The sequence below is a fragment of the Streptomyces plumbidurans genome (assembly GCF_019857225.1).
Classification (GTDB): domain Bacteria; phylum Actinomycetota; class Actinomycetes; order Streptomycetales; family Streptomycetaceae; genus Streptomyces; species Streptomyces plumbidurans.
In genome coordinates, this window is the sequence record NZ_JAFJSY010000072.1 from 14,005 (window position 1) to 33,307 (window position 19,303).

Here is a 19,303-nt window from a genome sequence, read left to right on the forward strand (position 1 = left end):
CCGCCCAAAAGAGCCCTCTGCTCACTCGTGTGAGTGACCAACCCCACCGTCGCGCCGCCTGCGCATCGTCTTCGCGTTGTCGGAACACCCGGGCGGACTGGCATCCTTGACGCAGTACGTGGAGGAAGCCGCGCGGCACACCCCCTCCGCTCGTTCCTTCTGTACTTTCTTCGTGACCGCCCGAAGCCGAACCAGGAGCCCCGGCCACGTGAGCCACGTGAGCAGCCACTCACCGCACGGCCAGTCGCCGCTGCGCACCGTGCAGGTGCTGGGCGGCGGCAACGCCGCCAGCGGCGCGCATGTGCGCTCGCTCGCGTCGGGACTGGTCGCTCGGGGCGTGCGGGTCACCGTGTGCGCCCCCGTCGAGGCCGAGCACACCTACGACTTCAGGAGCACCGGCGCCGACCATGTGCAGGTGCCGCGCAGCAGCGACCCCGGCGCCGTGGCCGCGCTGCGAGCCGCCTGCGCCGACGCCGACCTCGTCCATGCGCACGGCCTGCACGCCTCCTTCCGCGCCGCGCTCGCGCTCAGCGGCCGACGCACCCCGCTCGTCGTCACGCTGCACAACCGCGCACACGCCGAAGGAGCCCGCGCCCATCTGCTGCGCCTGCTGGAGCGGCGGGTCGTGAAGGCGGCCACCGTGGTGCTCGGCGTCACCTCGGACCTGGTGGACCGGGCGCGCCGCAGCGGGGCACGGGATGCGCGGCTCGCCGCCGTCACCCTGCCGCTCGCGCCCCGCGCCACGGAACCGGAGGACGCCGAGCGCCCCGGTCTCAAGGTGCGGGCCGAACTCGGCGCCACCGGGCGCCCGTTGCTGATGGCCGTCGGCTCCCTCGAACGGCACCGGGGTTACGACACCCTGCTGGACGCCACGCGCGCGTGGCGGCGCCTCGACCCCGTGCCGCTCGTCGTGATCGCGGGCGAGGGGCCGCTGCGGGGCGTGCTGCAGCGCCGTATCGAGAACGAGGGTCTGCCGGTACGGCTGCTGGGACGCCGCGACGACGCGGCCGAACTGCTCGCGGCCGCCGACCTCGCGCTGCTGCCCAGCAGTTGGGAGTCGCGCTCCCTGCTCGCCCAGGAGGCCCTGCACGCGCGCGTGCCGCTCGTCGCGACTCGCGTCGGAGGCATCCCCGAACTCGTCGGCGACGGCGCCGAACTCGTTCCGTACGGCGACCCGGAGGCCCTCGCCACCGCCGTCACCGCGCTCCTCGACGACCCCGCGCGCCGCGAGGAGCTCAAGGCCAAGGGCGCCCGGCAGGCCGCGACCTGGCCGACCGAGGACGAGACGGTCGCGCAAGTGCTGAGCGTCTACGACGAGTTGACCCAGCCCCGGCCGCTCACCTAGCCCTTCTCAGGGCACATGCCTGCGCGCCCGCAGGGCCAGGCTCAACGCCAGTACCGTCTGCGGGTCGTCGAGGTCCGTGCCGAGCAACTCGCCGATCCGGGCGAGGCGGTTGTAGAGGGTCTGCCGGTTGAGGTGGAGCTCGCGCGCCGTCTCCGCCTTGCGGCCCGCGTGCGCCAAGTACGTTTCCAGGGTGGGCAGCAGGGGCGGCCTGGAGCGGTCGTCGTGATCGCGCAGCGGGCCGATCGCACGGTCCACGAACGCCGCCAGGTCCGGATGGTCGCGCAGCCGCCACAGCAGCAGATCGATGTCCAGGCGTCGGGCGTCGTACCAGGGGCGGTCCGACAGACCCTGCGCCGCCGTCGCCGTCTCCGCCGCGTGTCTGAGCCCCGCCGAGGCCGCCGCCCAGCTCCCCGCCATCCCGACCACCACCGGCGGCTGCGCCCCGGGCCGGTGCATCCCGGCCCGCTCCACGCCCGCCCGCAGCGCCGCCGCGACCCGGTCCGCGACCGCCGGACGCTCCGCCTCCGAGCGCAGCCCCAGCAGGACGAGCACACGGCCCTCCACGGGCCGTACACCGAGCAGGACCGGCACCCCGACGGACGCCAGCTCCTCGGAGACCGCCCGCGCCAGCACCGCCCAGCCTCCCCCGCGCTCGAACTCGCTCGCACGGGAGGCACCCCCGGTCGGGGAGAGGGCGTCGCCCAGCCGCATCACGACCGGCAGCAGCGGGCTGCGGCCCGGCTTGAAGCCCAGCACGCGCGCCTGCGCGGGCGCGTCCTCGGCGCTGATACGGCCCTCGGCGAGATCCGTCAGGAAGTCGCCGCGGCCCCGCGCCGCCAGCTCCTCCTCCTGCCGCGCCTGCATCAGCACGACCGCCAGGATGCCCGCGGCCCGCTCGGCGGCCATGCGGTGCACGGGCACCAGCGGCGACCGTACGGGCAGCAGGACCAGCCGGGCCCGCACCGAACCGGTGCCGGGCCCGCCCCCGGGCACATCCACCAGAGCCGACCCGGACGGCGGCGGGACGTCCTTGTGCTGGCCGCGCAGCCCCTCCCACACCTGCAGCGGGTCCGCACCCTCGGGCCCGGCCCCGGCGGCGTACAGCAGCTGCCCGTCCGTCGTCTCAAGGAAGACCGGGTTGCCGCTGAAGTCGGCCAGGATGCCCAGCACTTGGGGCACTCCTCCGCCACCCAGCAGGGCCTCGGTGCAGCGGTGGTGCACCTCCTCCGCCTGCTGCAGCAGCGCGTAGTGGCCGTTGACGATCTCGGTGTGGATCTCCTCCGTGACCGTCACGAAGGGCACCTCGCGGTGCAGTTGGACCAGCGGAAGCCCGGCCGAGCGGGCCGTGTCGACCAGCGCGGCGGGCAGCCGTGTGAAGCGCGGGCCGAGCTCGACCACGAGGGCCGCGATGCCGCGCTCGGCCAGGGTGCGCACGAACGCCCGCTGGTCGGCCGGACGCGTACCGAGGCCGTACCCGGTGGTCAGCAGCAGTTCGCCGCCCTTCAGCAGCGAGGCGATGTTCGGCACCTCGCCCGCGTGCACCCAGCGCACCGTGCGCTGCAGCCGGTCCTCGCCCGCGAGGACCTCCGGCAGCCCGCTGCGCAGACCGGGCAGCTCCAGCGCCCGCTGAACGGTGATACCGGCGCCCCGGCCGCCGAATCTGCTCTCCGTGCCGCTGTCCGTGCCGCTGTCCATAGCCGGACGCTACCTGCGCCGATGCCTCCGGGACACCTCCGGGCGGTTACGGCGCGGGCGGCCGGGTAGCGGGCCGGGCATGGAATTCAGTGTGGTCGCAGTGGCGCGTGAGGACGACAGCCCCGTAGGGGAGCCGCTGCGGGTGGCGGCGCTCGCCGACCGGCTGGGCTACCGGGAGGTGTGGGCGGGGGAGGGGCCCACCTGGGACTCCTTCGTGCTGGCCACGGCGATCGGACGGGCCACCGAGCACGTCGCCCTGACGGCCGGCCCGGTGCCGGTGTCCGTGCGCGACCCCTACAGCCTCGCCCGCGGTGCCGCGTCGGTCGCCGCCGTCACCGGGCGGGCGGTCGGCGTGGCGCTCGGCACCTCCAGCAAGCGGGTCGTCGAGGGCGTGCACGGGCGGCCCCGGGTGCGCCCCGCGGCCCTACTGGAGGAGACGGCGGCAGCCGTGCGGGAGCTGCTGCATGCCGCGCCGGGCGGTCCCGTCGTGCCCGGCAGTCCCTTCACGCGCAGGCTCGCGCCGCCCGGCGGCCCGCTCACCGTCGCCGCATTCGGCGACCGCGCCATCGCGACCGCCGCGGCGCACGCCGACCGCATGCTGCTCGACATCGTCTCCCCGGAGCAGGTGCGCGACCTGCGCGCCAGGCTGGACGCGGCGGCCCGGAAGGCGGGCCGTACGCCGCCCACGCTCGCGGCCTGGCTGCCCGCCGCCGTCGATCCGGAGCCGGAATCGCTGGCGCAGATCCTCGGGAGCATCGCCGGCTATCTGACCGTGCCGGGCTACAGCGACGTGTTCACCGCGGCCGGCTTCGGCGAGGCCGTGCGGCTCGCCGCAGCCGGCGCCGACCGCGACACCCTGGTCCGCGCCCTGCCGGCCGAGGCCGCCGCCACCGCATGCCTGGTCGGCGACCTCAAAACCGTACGCGCCCGCATCGACGCCTACGCCGAGGCCGGGCTCGACGAGATCGCCCTGGTCCCGGCGACGGCGGCGGACCCGGCGGGGGAGCGGACCCTGACGGCGCTCAGGCCGGACTGAGCGCCGGGCCGTCGGCATCGGCCGACCCGCCGCGTTCAGCGGTCAGCGCTCAGTACTCAGCCGCCGTACGCCCCCGACGCCGTCAGCCGCAGCGCCGTGTCGATCAGCGGAACATGGCTGAAAGCCTGCGGGAAGTTGCCGACCTGCCGCTGGAGCCGCGGGTCCCACTCCTCGGCGAGCAGGCCCAGGTCGTTGCGGAGCGCGAGCAGCTTCTCGAACAGCTTGCGGGCCTCGTCGACGCGGCCGATCATCGCCAGATCGTCCGCCATCCAGAACGAACAGGCCAAAAACGCCCCTTCGTCACCGGGCAGGCCGTCGACGCCCTCGCTGGAGCCCTCCGTCGGGTAGCGCAGGATGAAGCCGTCCGCCGTGGACAGCTCGCGCTGGATCGCCTCGATGGTGCCGATCACGCGCTTGTCGTCCGGGGGCAGGAAGCCCATCTGCGGAATCAGCAGCAGCGACGCGTCCAGCTCCTTCGAGCCGTACGACTGCGTGAAGGTGTTGCGCTCCTTGTCGTAACCCTTCTCACAGACGTCGCGGTGAATGTCGTCGCGCAGCCTGCGCCACCGCTCCAGCGGGCCGTCGGCGTCGCCGGACTCGATGAGCTTGATGGTGCGGTCCACGGCGACCCAGGCCATGACCTTGGAGTGCACGAAGTGCCGGCGCGGACCGCGGACCTCCCAGATGCCCTCGTCCGGCTCCTCCCAGTGCCGCTCCAGGTAGCGGATCAGCTTGAGCTGGAGCAGGGATGCGTAGTCGTTGCGGGCCAGGCCCGTCATGTGGCCGAGGTGCAGCGCCTCGGTGACCTCGCCGTACACGTCCAGCTGGAGCTGGTGCGCGGCGCCGTTGCCGACGCGCACCGGCGCGGAGTTCTCGTAGCCGGGCAGCCAGTCCAGCTCCGCCTCGCCCAGCTCCCGCTCGCCCGCGATGCCGTACATGATCTGCAGGTTCTCGGGATCGCCCGCGACCGCGCGCAGCAGCCACTCGCGCCAGGCGCGGGCCTCCTCGCGGTAGCCGGTGCGCAGCAGCGAGGACAGGGTGATGGCCGCGTCGCGCAGCCAGGTGTAGCGGTAGTCCCAGTTGCGCACGCCCGCGATGTCCTCCGGCAGGGAGGTGGTGGGGGCGGCGACGATGCCGCCGGTCGGCGCGTACGTCAGCGCCTTCAGCGTGATCAGGGAGCGGATCACGGCCTCGCGGTACGGGCCGTGGTACGTGCAGTGCTCCACCCACTCGCGCCAGAAGTCCTCCGTCGCCTGCAGCGAGGCCTCCGGCTCCGGCAGCGCGGGCGGCTGCTTGTGCGAGGGCTCCCAGGAGATCGTGAACGCGATCCGGTCACCCGGTGCGACCGTGAAGTCCGAATACGTGGTCAGGGACTTGCCGTAGGTCTCGCACTCGGTGTCGTACCAGACCGAGTCCGGTCCCGCGACGGCGACCGTGCGCCCGTCGTGCTTGTGCACCCACGGCACCACACGCCCGTAGCTGAAGCGCATCCTCAGGGCCGAGCGCATCGGGACGCGGCCCGAGACGCCCTCGACGATGCGGATCAGCTGGGGGGCGCCGTCACGCGGCGGCATGAAATCAATCACTCGGACCGTGCCGCGCGGGGTGTCCCACTCCGATTCCAGGATCAGGGAGTCGCCGCGGTAGCGGCGGCGGGCGGCGGTGGGCGGTTCGGCGTCGGAGGCGTGCGCGGGGCCCAGCCGCCAGAAGCCGTGTTCCTCGGTGCCCAGCAGCCCGGCGAAGATGGCATGCGAGTCGAAGCGGGGCAGGCACAGCCAGTCCACTGTGCCGTCCCGGCAGACCAGGGCAGCGGTCTGCATGTCTCCGATGAGTGCGTAGTCTTCGATGCGCCCGGCCACGTGCAACTCCAGTCGAACGGCCACGTCACACCCCCATGGGGGTGCTGTCGCTAGTGCGGTCAAGGGGTCGTTGTAATGCGTCGTTGAGCGGTGAAGCAAAGCAGGCGTCCAGCCATGTGGCAAAACGACGATTTCTGCTCAACGAACTGACGAGCTCTCGTTGTTCCGGCGCATACGGGCGGGGGTGGTGCCGCGATGCCGGCCGGGCCCGGCAGCGAGTGTCCGAGCAGGATACGACGCACGTAGATGATCTGCGTGCCGCTCCGGACAACCCGAATAGGCCGAACGGGTGAGCAACGGGTGAGAAATCCGGGAGACCGTGCGGGTCCGTGGTGACTCGTGTGCGGAGCGTGGCCGGAAGCCATCCCTCTCGGGCGCTGATACCCTGGTAGCCCGTGGACCGGTGGGCGAGAAAACCCCGGAACCGCACCCCAGACCGCGACCACGGGAGCCCCCCTTTGGCCATGCCGCCCGCTGCTTTCCGAAACAGCAACGCCACGACGACCAAGCACATCTTCGTCACCGGGGGTGTCGCCTCCTCGCTCGGGAAGGGTCTCACCGCCTCCAGCCTCGGCATGCTGCTCAAGGCGCGGGGCCTGCGCGTCGTGATGCAGAAGCTCGACCCGTACCTGAATGTCGACCCGGGCACGATGAACCCCTTCCAGCACGGTGAGGTCTTCGTCACCAACGACGGCGCCGAGACCGATCTGGACATCGGACACTACGAGCGCTTCCTCGACCGGGACCTGGACGGCTCTGCCAATGTCACTACAGGCCAGATCTACTCGACCGTGATCGCCAAGGAGCGGCGCGGCGAGTACCTGGGCGACACCGTGCAGGTCATCCCGCACATCACCAACGAGATCAAGCACCGTATCCGCCGCATGGCGACCGACGAGGTCGATGTCGTCATCACGGAGGTCGGCGGCACGGTCGGCGACATCGAGTCCCTGCCGTTCCTGGAGACGGTCCGCCAGGTCCGCCACGAGGTCGGCCGTGACAACGTCTTCGTGGTCCACATTTCCCTCCTGCCCTACATCGGCCCGTCGGGAGAGCTGAAGACGAAGCCGACCCAGCACTCGGTTGCGGCCCTGCGCAACATCGGTATCCAGCCGGACGCCATCGTGCTGCGCTGCGACCGCGAGGTCCCGACCGCGATCAAGCGCAAGATCTCCCTGATGTGCGACGTCGACGAGGCCGCCGTGGTGGCCTGTCCCGACGCCCGCTCGATCTACGACATCCCGAAGACCGTGCACGGCGAGGGCCTGGACGCCTATGTCGTGCGCAAGCTCGACCTGCCCTTCCGCGACGTGGACTGGACGACCTGGGACGACCTGCTCGACCGCGTCCACAAGCCCGACCACGAGGTCACCCTGGCGCTGGTCGGCAAGTACATCGACCTGCCCGACGCCTATCTCTCGGTCATCGAGGCGCTGCGTGCGGGCGGCTTCGCCAACAAGGCCCGCGTGAAGATCAAGTGGGTCACCTCCGACGACTGCAAGACCCCGGCCGGTGCCGCGGCGCAGCTGGAGGACGTCGACGGCATCTGCATCCCGGGTGGCTTCGGCGACCGCGGTGTGCTCGGCAAGGTCGGCGCGATCAAGTACGCCCGCGAGAACAGGATCCCGCTGCTCGGCCTCTGCCTGGGCCTGCAGTGCATCGTGATCGAGGCCGCCCGCAACCTGGCCGACATCTCCGACGCCAACTCCACCGAGTTCGACCCCGCCACCGGCCACCCGGTGATCTCCACCATGGCCGAGCAGCTCGACATCGTGGCCGGCGAGGGCGACATGGGCGGCACCATGCGCCTGGGCATGTACCCGGCCAAGCTGGCCGAGGGCTCGATCGTGCGTGAGGTGTACGACGGCAAGGAGTACGTCGAGGAGCGGCACCGGCACCGCTACGAGGTGAACAACGCCTACCGCGCGGAGCTGGAGAAGAAGGCCGGCATCCTGTTCTCCGGCACGTCGCCCGACGGCAAGCTCGTGGAGTACGTGGAGTACCCGCGCGAGACGCACCCCTACCTGGTGGCGACCCAGGCACACCCCGAGCTGCGCTCGCGCCCGACCCGCCCGCACCCGCTGTTCGCGGGCCTGGTGAAGGCCGCTGTGGAGCGTCAGCAGGGTGAGGACGCGCCGAAGAGTTCCGAGTAGCACGACAGTTGTACGGTGGCCGGGGTGCTCGCATTCAAAAAGTGAGCGCCCCGGCTGCATTTGAGCGTGTTTGTAAAGCGGTGGAAGGGCAGGCATGACGATCAAGGACAGCCCGGAGGAGTGGGAGATCCGGGCGACGGAGACCCCCTTCGTGGGCAACAAGACCTCCGTCCGCACCGACGACGTGGTCATGCCCGACGGTCATGTGGCCCGCCGCGACTACCAGGTCCACCCCGGCTCGGTGGCCGTCCTCGCCCTCGACGGCGAGGGCCGGGTCGTGGTCATCCGCCAGTACCGCCACCCCGTGCGCCACAAGCTGTGGGAGATCCCGGCGGGCCTGCTGGACGTGCCCGGCGAGAACCCGCTGCACGCCGCCCAGCGCGAGCTGTACGAGGAGGCCCACGTCAAGGCCGAGGACTGGCGGGTGCTGACCGACGTGTACACCACCCCCGGCGGCTGCGACGAGGCCGTCCGCGTCTTCCTCGCCCGCGATCTGTCCGAGGCCGATGGCGACCGCTTCGAGGTCGAGCACGAAGAGGCCGACATGGAACTCGCGCGCGTACCCCTCGAAGAGCTCGTACGGGGTGTGCTCGCGGGCGAGCTGCACAACAACTGCCTTGTCGTGGGCGTCCTTTCGCTGGTCGCCGCGGAGCACGGGGACGGGCTCGACGCCCTGCGCCCGGCCGAGGCACCGTGGCCCGCGCGCCCCTTCGAGTCCTGAACGCACCCGTTCCGGCGCTTTTACCGGACCCGTTCCGGCACTCTTTCCGGCACCCGTTCCTGCACTCTTCCCGTACCGGTGTGACGATCGGCTGATCCGATCGGGGGACGTGTCCGCCGCGCTCCGCACGGAACGTAGCAGAGCGTGAACTAGGCTCTGAACACGCCCGAACCGGAGTCCCGGCGGGCTTGCACGCGCGGTGGGACGGGAGTGTGGCCCGTGGCGGATCAGGCGGTGGACACGGACGGTGCACGGCCGGCGGGGCGCGCTGCGGACGAGGGCCGTTTCCTGGGCCGTAAAAGGGAGTTGAAGGAGCTGCGCGCCGACATCGAGCGCGCGGGACTGGACACCATCTCCGGCCGCAAGGCCCCTCGCGCACGCGTCCTGCTCATCGCCGGAAGGCCCGGTTCCGGACGCACGGCGCTCGCCGAGGAACTGGCCCGGCAGGTAGCGGAACGTTACGACGACGGAGTGCTCCGGGCACGGCTGAGCGAACACGACGGCACCCCCGTACCGGTCGAGCGCGCCGCCCGCGAACTGCTCGGCGCGCTCGGGCGGCCGACCCCCGCCGGAGCCACCGAGGACGATCTGTGCGAGGCGCTGCGCAGCGCCCTCGCCGACCGCCGGGCACTGGTGCTCCTGGACGACGCGGCGGACGCCGAACAGGTCGACGCGCTGCTGCCGGACACACCGGAATGCCTGGTCGTGGCCGTTTCCGGCGGACCTCTCACCGGGATCTCCGACGTCCGCCCCTGCACCCTGGGCGGCCTCGACACCAAGTCCGCGGTGGAGCTGCTCAGCCGCTTCACCGGCTCGGTCCGCATCACGGTCGACCCCAGGGCCGCCGAGAGCCTGGTCGAGGAGTGCCAGGCTCAGCCGGCCGCGCTGAGGCTGGCCGGAGGCTGGCTCGCCACCCGCCCCAAGGCCACCGTCGCCGACCTCGCCAAGCAACTGAACACGGAGAGCGACGAAAGTACTCCGCTGCGCCGGGTCTTCGGGCTCGTGTACGCCTCGCTGTCCGCGCCGAACGCCCGGATGCTGCGGCTGCTGGCGCTGGCCCCGGCCGGCCAGGTCGACCCGCACACCGCCTCCGCGCTGGCCGGCTGCTCGGTGGGCGACGCCCGCTCCGCGCTGGACTCCTTCGTCGACCTCGGGCTGCTGCGGGCGCTCAGGTCACCGTTGCCGCAGTACGAGGTGCCGGGCTGTCTCCACCCCGTGCTCCAGGCGCTCGCCGAGACCCAGGACCGGCCCGGGGAGCTGCAACTGGCCAGGGCCCGGATGCTGGAGCGGACGGTACGGCTGCTGCAGTCGTGCCGGACGATCACCGAGACCGACAACCCCGAGGCCCGCGAGAAGCTTCAGGCCATGCCGCGCTCGCTGCGCTTCGCCGACCCCCGGGCCGCCGAGGACTGGCTGCGGGCGCGCAGGCCCGCGCTGCTGGCCGCGGCCCGGCTCGCCGTCGCCGACGGTGAGCTGGACACCCTGGCCCGGCGGCTGATGTCCCAGTTGGTCAAGGCCATGGTGGCGCATTTCGGCACCCGGGCCGCCGCCCCCGACCTGTACGGCATCCATCGGCTCGTCCTGGACGTGGCCGAGCGGCGCGACCTGCCCAGGGAGCAGGCCGCCGCCCTGCTGAACCTCGGCGATCTGGACGCCCGGACGGGCCGTACCCGGGAGGCGCTGGTGCGGTATCGGGCCGCGCTGGACGCCGGACGCCGGGCGAACGACCCGTACGCCGCCCGTCGCGCGATGGAATCCGTAGGCGGCGCGCACCTGGAGCTCGGGGACTTCGACCGGGCCGCCGACTGGTTCGGGCGCGCCCTCGCGCAGTGCCTGGCCCGGGACGACAGGGCGGGCGCCGCGCGGCTCCACGGCCGGATCGCCGCGGCCCACACCTACGCGGGCCGCTACGGCGAGGCCCTGCGCAGCTGGCGCGCCGCGGTCACCGGGTACCGCAAGAGCGGGGATGTCGCCGCCCAGGCGCGGGCGCTCAGCGAGGTGGCACGGGTCCAGGAGTACGCGGGCCGGCCCGAGGAGTCGCTGGAGACCTGCCACGAGGCGGTGGAGCTGGCGCGCCGCGCCGAGGACGTACGGCTGCAGGCGGCGCTGCAGCTGCGGCTCGCCGACACCCTGGAACGCCTCGGTGACCCCGCCTCGGCCCAGCTGCACCGCGGCTCGGCGGAGCGCCTGCTGGGCGAGGACGCGCCACAGACGGAGGAACCGGCGGAGGCGTCGGGGGAGGTCGAAGTCCCGAAACAGGACGGTGACGCCTGCGAAATCCGTAGTGCTTGTCCTGAAGATTGATGCAATGAAAGGCTAGACAGCGGGAACGCCTTCATTAAACTGGCTCTGCCGCACCTTCTCCTGCGGTGTCTCCTGGTGTGCCCATGCATGCCTGGGTATGTGTGTATTGCCCCATCCACGAGCCAAGGACCGTGATCGACGTGAAGGTCGGCATCCCCCGCGAGGTCAAGAACAACGAGTTCCGGGTGGCCATCACCCCCGCCGGCGTGCACGAACTGGTGCGCAACGGCCACCAGGTCGTCATCGAGCAGGGCGCAGGCGCCGGCTCGTCGATCCCGGACGAGGAGTACGTCGCCGCGGGCGCGAAGATCCTCGGCACCGCCGACGAGGTGTGGGCCACCGCCGACCTGCTGCTGAAGGTCAAGGAGCCCATCGCCGAGGAGTACCACCGCCTCCGCAAGGACCAGACGCTCTTCACCTACCTGCACCTGGCCGCCTCCAAGGAGTGCACCGACGCGCTCGTCGAGTCCGGCACCACGGCGATCGCCTACGAGACCGTGGAGCTGCCCAGCCGCGCCCTGCCGCTGCTCGCCCCCATGTCCGAGGTCGCCGGCCGCCTGGCCCCGCAGGTCGGCGCCTACCACCTGATGCGGTTCAACGGCGGCCGCGGTGTGCTGCCCGGCGGCGTCCCCGGCACCCAGCCCGCCAAGGCCGTCGTCATCGGCGGCGGCGTCTCCGGCTGGAACGCCACGCAGATCGCCGTCGGCATGGGCTTCCACGTCACGCTGCTCGACCGCGACATCAACAAGCTCCGTGAGGCGGACAAGGTCTTCGGCACCAAGGTGCGGGCGATCATGTCCAACTCCTTCGAGCTGGAGAAGGCCGTCCTGGACGCCGACCTCGTCATCGGCGCCGTCCTCATCCCGGGCGCCAAGGCCCCCAAGCTCGTCACCAACGAGCTGGTGTCCCGGATGAAGCCCGGCAGTGTCCTTGTCGACATCGCGATCGACCAGGGCGGCTGCTTCGAGGACTCGCGTCCCACCACGCACGCCGAACCGACCTTCAAGGTCCACAACTCGGTCTTCTACTGCGTCGCCAACATGCCGGGCGCGGTGCCCAACACCTCCACCTACGCGCTGACCAACGCCACGCTGCCCTACATCGTCGAACTGGCCAACAAGGGCTGGGTGGAGGCGCTGCGCCGCGACCCCGCGCTGGCCAAGGGCCTCAACACGCATGACGGCAAGGTCGTTTACCGCGAGGTCGCCGATGCCCACGGCCTGGAGCACGTGGAACTGGAGAGCCTGCTCGGCTGACCGGACGGTCGTCGAGCCGCTAAGTCACCATTCGGTAAAAGGCGATACGTCAACACAGGTCGTCAACACCGCGCACACGGCCGGACCTTGCCCGACAAGGTCCGGCCGGATGTGTGTATGGTCACTTTGCGGCTCTCGGTCAACTCGCCTCGAACGTAACCCTTTGGTCGATTCGTACACCGGTGAAACCTGCCGTGCGACGGCCGTACGCCCTTGACAGAGGGATGTTTCATTGCCGACACATCCTGCCGGGTCCGGCGGATTGTGTTGCTGCGGACGCCCGACACGCCATAGAGTCGCCAACCGTCGGCATGGTGCCACGCTGACCTGTCTAGAAATTTCCTGGTCACCAAGGAGGTAAGACGACTTGTGAATGAGTCGACATTTTCTCCCGGGGGTGGTCAACCAGGAACGCCGGTAGGGGGCCAGGCCTCCGCGGGGTTCGAGGCTGTCGGCTCCGTTGCTGTGCGCACCTTCGCAGCCCATCAGAGCCCGGGTCCGCAGATGATCCGGACTGCACACCAGAGCATGGATGGCCATCACGTGAACGCCATGGCCGGCGACGGAAGTGGCGCGCCCCACAACCACTTCGCCGACTACGACGAACTGCCCGAAGGGCACTTCTACGACCCCGACGCGGAGTACGAGCCCGACCCCGAGTACGCGGCCACCCTCGCCCCCGACGCTGCCCGCCAGCGCCGTGAGCGCATCGGCCCGACCGGACGTCCGCTGCCGTACTTCCCGATCCCGGGCCCGCTGACCGATCACGGCCCCGCGAAGATCATCGCGATGTGCAACCAGAAGGGCGGCGTCGGCAAGACCACGTCGACCATCAACCTGGGTGCCGCGCTCGCGGAGTACGGACGCCGCGTGCTGCTCGTGGACTTCGACCCGCAGGGCGCGCTGTCGGTGGGCCTCGGTGTCAACCCGATGGAGCTCGACCTCACCGTCTACAACCTGCTCATGGAGCGGGGCATGGCGGCGGACGAGGTGCTCCTGAAGACGGCGGTCCCGAACATGGACCTGCTGCCCAGCAACATCGACCTGTCCGCCGCCGAGGTCCAGCTGGTCTCCGAGGTCGCGCGCGAGTCCACGCTGCAGCGCGCCCTGAAGCCGCTCATGGCCGACTACGACTACATCGTGATCGACTGTCAGCCCTCGCTCGGCCTGCTCACGGTCAACGCCCTGACGGCCGCGCACAAGGTGATAGTGCCTCTCGAGTGCGAGTTCTTCGCGCTACGAGGTGTCGCGCTGCTGACGGAGACCATCGAGAAGGTTCAGGAGCGGCTCAACCCGGAGCTGGAACTCGACGGGATCCTCGCCACGATGTACGACTCGCGCACCGTGCACAGCCGTGAGGTGCTCGCGCGTGTCGTCGAGGCGTTCGACGACCACGTCTACCACACGGTCATCGGGCGCACGGTCCGCTTCCCGGAGACCACGGTCGCCGGTGAGCCGATCACCACGTACGCCTCCAACTCCGTCGGCGCCGCCGCCTACCGCCAGCTCGCCAGGGAGGTGCTCGCCCGGTGTCACGCCGAGTGAGTCTGCCGGGGGCCGACGAACTCTTCCGTACGACAGGGGGAATGGCGCTCCAGCCGTCCACTCCGCGGCGGGGGGCCAACGGCGAGGCACGGGTGCCCGCGCCCGCCACGGAGAGCGACGGGGTCGCGGCCGCGTCGTCCGAGGACGCGCCGCAGTCGGTGCCCGCGCAGGGCGGTGACGGCGAGGGCGCGGAGCATGTGGCCGCGGAGCCCGAGCAGGCCGACGCCGGCGAGTCCCGCAGCCGCGCCGCGGCCGGGGAGCGCAACGCCCGACGTCAGACGGCGCAGGAAGGTTCTGCCGCGCCCTCCGGTGCCGCACAGCAGCCCCGCAAGCGCGGCCGGTCCAGTCCCTCGCGCCGGCCCAGCGGGCGTGAGCGGCACGACGAGAAGATCACCGTCTATGTGTCCGCCGAGGAACTCATGGACCTGGAGCACGCGCGTCTGGTGCTCCGCGGTGAGCACGGTCTCGCGGTCGACCGCGGGCGCATCGTCCGCGAGGCGGTGGCTGTCGTGCTGGCCGACCTGGAGTCCCGCGGGGACGCGAGCATCCTCGTACGTCGGCTGCGCGGGCGGTAGCGATAGCCTGCGGGGGCCATGACCTCCAACGACGTTCCCGCCCCCGGCGCCGGAGCCGCTGCCTCCGGCGGCCGGCGCCGCGTGCTGGGGCGGGGGCCGGGGGCGGCGCCCGCGGCCGTCGCGGTCGAGCCGGAACCACTGCCCGAGCCCCAGCCCGATCCTCTGCCCGATCCTCTGCCCGAGCCACCTGCTGTCGTAGCGGACCCGCACGACGGCGCAGAAGATGAAGCACAAGAAGAAGCACAAGAAGCAGGAGCAGCAGAAGAAGAACCGGACGACGGTGTCTTCAAGGTCCGCCTCGCCAACTTCGAGGGCCCCTTCGACCTGCTCCTCCAGCTGATCTCCAAGCACAAGCTGGACGTCACCGAGGTCGCGCTGTCGAAGGTGACCGACGAGTTCATGGCGCACATCCGGGCGATGGGTCCGGACTGGGACCTGGACCAGACCACGGAGTTCCTGGTCGTCGCCGCCACGCTGCTCGATCTGAAGGCCGCCCGGCTGCTGCCCTCCGCCGAAGTGGAGGACGAGGCCGACCTCGCGCTCCTCGAAGCCCGCGACCTGCTGTTCGCGCGGCTGCTGCAGTACCGCGCGTACAAACAGATCGCCGACATCTTCAACCGCCGGCTCGACGAGGAGGCCCGCCACTACCCGCGTACCGTCGGCCTCGAACCGCACCACGCCGAGCTGCTGCCCGAGGTGGTCATCAGCATCGGCCCGGAAGGCTTCGCGAAGCTCGCCGTGAAGGCGATGCAGCCCAAGCCCAAGCCGCAGGTCTACGTCGACCACATCCACGCGCCTCTGGTCAGCGTGCAGGAACAGGCCCGGATCGTGGTCGAGCGGCTCAAGGAGTCCGGCGAGGTCAGCTTCCGGGCGCTGGTCGAGGACACCGAGGACACCCTCACCGTCGTGGCACGATTCCTCGCCCTGCTGGAGCTGTACCGGGAGAAGGCCGTCGCGCTCGATCAGGAGACGGCGCTCGGCGAGCTGATGGTGCGGTGGACCGGTGGGGAGGGCGGGGCCCAGCCCATGGTGACCGACGAATTCGACCGACCGCCCGAGCCACCCAAGGAGGGCAAGACGTGAGCGAGGACACCGTGGACCTCCCGGCGGGGCTGCGCAGCGTCGCCGACCTCGACCTCAAGCCGGCCCTGGAGGCCGTCCTCATGGTCGTGGACGAGCCCGCGAGCGAGGAGCACCTGGCGAAGATCCTGGAGCGGCCCAGGCGCCAGATCGGCGACGCGCTGCGGCAGCTGGCCGACGACTACGCGGTGCAGGGCCGCGGCTTCGAGCTGCGGTTCGTCGCCGGCGGCTGGCGCTTCTACAGCCGTGCCGAGTACGCGCCCGCCGTCGAGCGGCTCGTCCTGGACGGCCAGACGGCCCGGCTGACGCAGGCCGCCCTGGAGACCCTCGCGGTCGTCGCCTACCGCCAGCCGGTGAGCCGCAGCCGCGTCTCGGCCGTACGAGGAGTCAACTGCGACGGGGTCATGCGCACCCTGCTGCAGCGGGGTCTGGTCCAGGAGGCGGGCGCGGAACCCGAAACAGGTGCGATCCTGTACACGACGACGAACTACTTCCTGGAGCGGATGGGCCTGCGCGGTCTGGACGAGCTCCCGGAGCTCGCGCCCTTCCTCCCGGAGGCGGAGGCGATCGAGGCCGAGACCCAGGAAGCCGTACCGTCGTTCGATCCGGATGCACCGGACCCGGACGACGGACCCACGTCGGCCATGACTGACACGACGACGACGGAACTTTGATGCGAAGCAGCGGCAGCGGCAAGAGCGGCGGGCGCGGTAATTACCGCGGTGCCGGCAACAACAGGGACCAGAAGCAGGGCGGCCAGGGCGGTCGTCCGAGCAAGCCCCGCCCCGAGGAGCGCCGCTACGACGTGGGCCCCGGCGCCACCCAGGACGGTCCCAAGTCGGGGCGCGGCGGCTCCGCGCGCGGCGGCGCCAAGGGCGGTCCGAAGCAGTCCCGGCAGGGCGGGCGCGGGCGTACGGCGCCCGGCACCTCCCGGGAGTACGAGGCACGCGCCGAGGAGCGCAACCGCGAGCGGTACGCGGGCAAGAAGGACGTCAAGCTCCCGAAGACCTTCCCCGGCGCCGAGCAGGAGGGCGAGCGGCTGCAGAAGGTCCTCGCGCGCGCGGGCTACGGCTCCCGGCGCGCCTGCGAGGAGCTGATCGAGCAGGCCCGCGTCGAGGTCAACGGCGAGATCGTCCTGGAGCAGGGCAGGCGCGTCGACCCGGAGAAGGACGAGGTCAAGGTCGACGGCCTGACGGTGGCGACGCAGTCGTACCAGTTCTTCTCGCTGAACAAGCCGGCCGGTGTGGTTTCCACCATGGAGGACCCCGAGGGGCGGCAGTGCCTCGGTGACTACGTCACCAACCGCGAGACCCGGCTCTTCCACGTCGGGCGGCTCGACACCGAGACCGAGGGCGTCATCCTGCTCACCAACCACGGCGAGCTGGCGCACCGGCTGACCCACCCCAAGTACGGCGTGAAGAAGACCTATCTCGCCGCGATCGTCGGCCCGATCCCGCGCGACCTGGGCAAGAAGCTCAAGGACGGCATCCAGCTGGAGGACGGGTACGCGCGTGCGGACCACTTCCGGGTGGTCGAGCAGACCGGCAAGAACTACCTGGTCGAGGTCACTCTGCACGAGGGCCGCAAGCACATCGTGCGCCGCATGCTCGCGGAGGCGGGCTTCCCGGTCGAGAAGCTGGTGCGCACCTCGTTCGGGCCGATCACCCTGGGCGACCAGAAGTCGGGCTGGCTGCGGCGGCTGTCCAACACCGAGGTCGGGATGCTGATGCAGGAAGTCGATCTCTGACAGTTCGCTCGCGGGCGATACGTTTTCGCCTTCTCGCCGGTCTGTACTCAGTGAGCGGCGAGAGGGGTGGGCATTCATGACTGCTGCGACGAGGGACCGCGAGGGGTTCGGCGGGGCGACGGATCCGTACCGGCGCTGCCACGAGGGCCACGAGGGCCGTACGCGGCGTCCGGGTCCCCCGGGGCCCGCCGAGCCGTCACAGGCGCCCGAGGAGCCACTGAGGGCCCCTGGCGCGGGTGTTCCGTTGCCTCGGGTGCTGTCGTGAACGCCGGGGAGCTGCTGGAGCGGTCGCTCGCCTATGCGCTGGGCAGTGTCGCCGAGGTGGGGCCGGGGAACCTCGAACGCGTCACACCGTGCGCGGAGTGGGACCTCGGGGAACTGCTCGGGCATCTCCACGACTCCCTGGACACCCTGCACGAAGGGCTGACGGGCGGCCGGATCGGGCCCTTTCCCCGGCAGCCGGGGGTGGCCGACCCCGCGTGTGCGTTCCGCACGCGCGCGTGCGCCGTGCTCGGAGCCTGGGCCGCCGGGCCGGGGGAGCAGGTCGTGGTGGGCGAACTGCCGCTGGATCTACGGGTAATGGCCGCCGCGGGGTCGGTGGAGATCGCCGTCCACGGGTGGGACGTCGCCCAGGCCTGCGGGCGCCCGCGACCGATCCCGGCCTCACTCGCCGGCGAACTGCTGCCCGTCGCGCGCTGCGTGGTGGCCGATGAGGACCGAGGCGTGCGCTTCGCCGAGGCGCTCGCCGTGCCAGCCTGCGCGGGGCCCGACGCACGTCTGCTGGCCTTCCTGGGGCGGTGCGATTCCCTTCCGGAGTGAGGCGCGGATTCGGTCGTCGTGCGGTTACGGTTCGCCCGTCGGCCTCGTGGGCTGCTGTGGACGTCGGCGGATGTGCGGTCTGTGGCGCCGAGCAGCTGCCTTCCTGGGCCGGTGCGATTCCCTTCCGGGGTGAGGCGCGGTTTCGGTCGTCGTGCGGTTACGGTTCGCCCGTCGGCCTCGTGGGCTGCTGCTCGTCGGCGCTGCGGACGTCGGCGGAGGTGGGGCCGGTGGCGGCGAGTAGTCGTCGCATGTGCTCGGCGGCGCGGACCGCGGCGTCTCCGCAGCAGTTGTTGAACAGGACGTGGACCTGGTTCACCTGACCGGCCAGGGTGCGCAGACGGGGGAGCCAGTCGGCGAGTTCGTCCTCGGCGTAGTCGTGCCGGAAGCGGTCCTCCTTGCTTCCCTTTCCCCAGGCGGCGTTGCGGCCGTGGAAGCGGACGACCGAGAGCCGCGGTGTGGTGACCGGGGTGACGGGCGGGATGGACGTGGGGAGTGTCTGGGTCATGTCGACGGCGACGGCGGCCATGCCGTAGCGGGTGAGCAGCGCGCGCGTCGCGTCCGCCCAGGTGCTGCGCCACCACCCGGGGTGCCGGAACTCGACGGAGACCGGCCACCCCGCGGTCCGCTCGGCACACTCCTGGAGGAACTCCCCGGCCCGCCGGCCCGGCCGGAACCACGGCGGCAACTGCAGCAGCACGCTGCCCAGCCGCCCGGCCGCGCGCAGCGGCTCGATCCCCTCCGTGAACCGCTCCCACACCGCGTCCAGCACCTTCGGGTCCCGCGGCTCGGGGCGCAGCCCGTCCGGCATCACGTTGTCGCGCGTCGGGTGCCCGGTCAGCAGCGAGAACGCCTTCACGTCAAAGAGGAACCCGGGCGGTGTGCGCTCGGCCCAGGCCCGGCACGTCCGGGCGTCGGGAATCGCGTAGTAGGCGGAGTCGACCTCGACGATCGGGAACTGCGCGGAGTAGTGCCGCAGTCGGCCCTCCGCGTCCCGGCGGCCCGGCGGGTACCAGCCGCTGCCGATCAGCGCTCGGTCCGTCCACGAACACGTGCCCACCAGGATCTCGCCCATGGCAGCCCGGTTACCCGCTCAAGGCTTCTCAAGGCTTGTGGAAGCACCCCGACCCTGTTTATAGTCGTGATGACCATTAACAGGGGGTGGGCGCAC

15 protein-coding genes are annotated in these 19,303 nt (G+C 71.5%); 12 read left to right on the plus strand and 3 right to left on the minus strand.

Annotation, left to right across the window (positions count from 1 at the left end; translation table 11 throughout):
• The first annotated feature begins 208 nt into the window (after positions 1–208).
• Positions 209–1,345: a glycosyltransferase family 4 protein gene (locus tag JYK17_RS32375; protein WP_108012035.1), complete on the plus strand. Its 1,137-nt coding sequence runs from the start codon at positions 209–211 to the stop codon at positions 1,343–1,345.
• Between the two features lie 6 nt (positions 1,346–1,351).
• Here JYK17_RS32375 and JYK17_RS32380 read toward each other — a convergent pair whose 3' ends face one another.
• Positions 1,352–3,040, minus strand: coding sequence for a PucR family transcriptional regulator (locus JYK17_RS32380; protein ID WP_222811766.1), 1,689 nt, complete (start codon positions 3,038–3,040; stop codon positions 1,352–1,354).
• Positions 3,041–3,119: 79 nt separating this feature from the next.
• On the opposite strand from JYK17_RS32380, the gene JYK17_RS32385 reads away from it, so the two are divergent.
• Complete coding sequence (locus JYK17_RS32385) at positions 3,120–4,076, plus strand: LLM class F420-dependent oxidoreductase (RefSeq protein WP_222811767.1); 957 nt, start codon at positions 3,120–3,122, stop codon at positions 4,074–4,076.
• 56 nt (positions 4,077–4,132) lie between these two features.
• Here the strand turns inward: JYK17_RS32385 and JYK17_RS32390 are convergent, their stop codons facing one another.
• On the minus strand, positions 4,133–5,935 hold the full coding sequence (locus JYK17_RS32390; RefSeq protein ID WP_222811778.1) for a glycoside hydrolase family 15 protein: 1,803 nt from the start codon (positions 5,933–5,935) through the stop codon (positions 4,133–4,135).
• Positions 5,936–6,399: 464 nt separating this feature from the next.
• Between JYK17_RS32390 and pyrG the strand changes: the two genes are divergently transcribed.
• The 10 genes from pyrG (at position 6,400) to JYK17_RS32440 (ending at position 18,135) form a co-directional block, all read left to right on the plus strand.
• Complete coding sequence (pyrG, locus tag JYK17_RS32395; RefSeq protein ID WP_108012031.1) at positions 6,400–8,088, plus strand: CTP synthase; 1,689 nt, start codon at positions 6,400–6,402, stop codon at positions 8,086–8,088.
• Between the two features lie 94 nt (positions 8,089–8,182).
• Positions 8,183–8,809 (plus strand): NUDIX domain-containing protein, encoded by a 627-nt coding sequence (locus JYK17_RS32400; RefSeq protein WP_108012030.1) that lies wholly within the window; start codon positions 8,183–8,185, stop codon positions 8,807–8,809.
• A 219-nt stretch (positions 8,810–9,028) separates the two neighbouring features.
• On the plus strand, positions 9,029–11,113 hold the full coding sequence (locus JYK17_RS32405) for a tetratricopeptide repeat protein (protein WP_222811768.1): 2,085 nt from the start codon (positions 9,029–9,031) through the stop codon (positions 11,111–11,113).
• Positions 11,114–11,253: 140 nt separating this feature from the next.
• Positions 11,254–12,369, plus strand: coding sequence for an alanine dehydrogenase (gene ald, locus JYK17_RS32410; protein WP_128804564.1), 1,116 nt, complete (start codon positions 11,254–11,256; stop codon positions 12,367–12,369).
• Positions 12,370–12,873: 504 nt separating this feature from the next.
• A complete protein-coding gene (locus JYK17_RS32415) occupies positions 12,874–13,914 on the plus strand; it encodes a ParA family protein (protein WP_261996384.1) in 1,041 nt (346 codons plus the stop codon).
• Entirely contained in the window at positions 13,899–14,489 is a 591-nt protein-coding gene (locus JYK17_RS32420) for a hypothetical protein (RefSeq protein WP_108012027.1), read from the plus strand. The genes JYK17_RS32415 and JYK17_RS32420 overlap by 16 nt, the downstream gene beginning before the upstream one ends.
• Before the next feature lie 18 nt (positions 14,490–14,507).
• Positions 14,508–15,572 carry a segregation and condensation protein A gene (locus tag JYK17_RS32425; protein ID WP_222811769.1) on the plus strand — a complete coding sequence of 355 codons (1,065 nt, stop codon included), beginning with the start codon at positions 14,508–14,510 and terminating at the stop codon, positions 15,570–15,572.
• Positions 15,569–16,243, plus strand: coding sequence for an SMC-Scp complex subunit ScpB (scpB, locus tag JYK17_RS32430; protein WP_108012025.1), 675 nt, complete (start codon positions 15,569–15,571; stop codon positions 16,241–16,243). Before JYK17_RS32425 ends, scpB begins: the two co-directional genes overlap by 4 nt.
• Positions 16,243–17,316, plus strand: coding sequence for a pseudouridine synthase (locus JYK17_RS32435; protein WP_222811770.1), 1,074 nt, complete (start codon positions 16,243–16,245; stop codon positions 17,314–17,316). Before scpB ends, JYK17_RS32435 begins: the two co-directional genes overlap by 1 nt.
• A 261-nt stretch (positions 17,317–17,577) precedes the next feature.
• Positions 17,578–18,135, plus strand: coding sequence for a TIGR03086 family metal-binding protein (locus JYK17_RS32440; protein ID WP_222811771.1), 558 nt, complete (start codon positions 17,578–17,580; stop codon positions 18,133–18,135).
• Between the two features lie 157 nt (positions 18,136–18,292).
• Here the strand turns inward: JYK17_RS32440 and JYK17_RS32445 are convergent, their stop codons facing one another.
• Positions 18,293–19,207 carry a DUF72 domain-containing protein gene (locus tag JYK17_RS32445; protein ID WP_108012022.1) on the minus strand — a complete coding sequence of 305 codons (915 nt, stop codon included), beginning with the start codon at positions 19,205–19,207 and terminating at the stop codon, positions 18,293–18,295.
• Between the last annotated feature and the right edge of the window lie 96 nt (positions 19,208–19,303).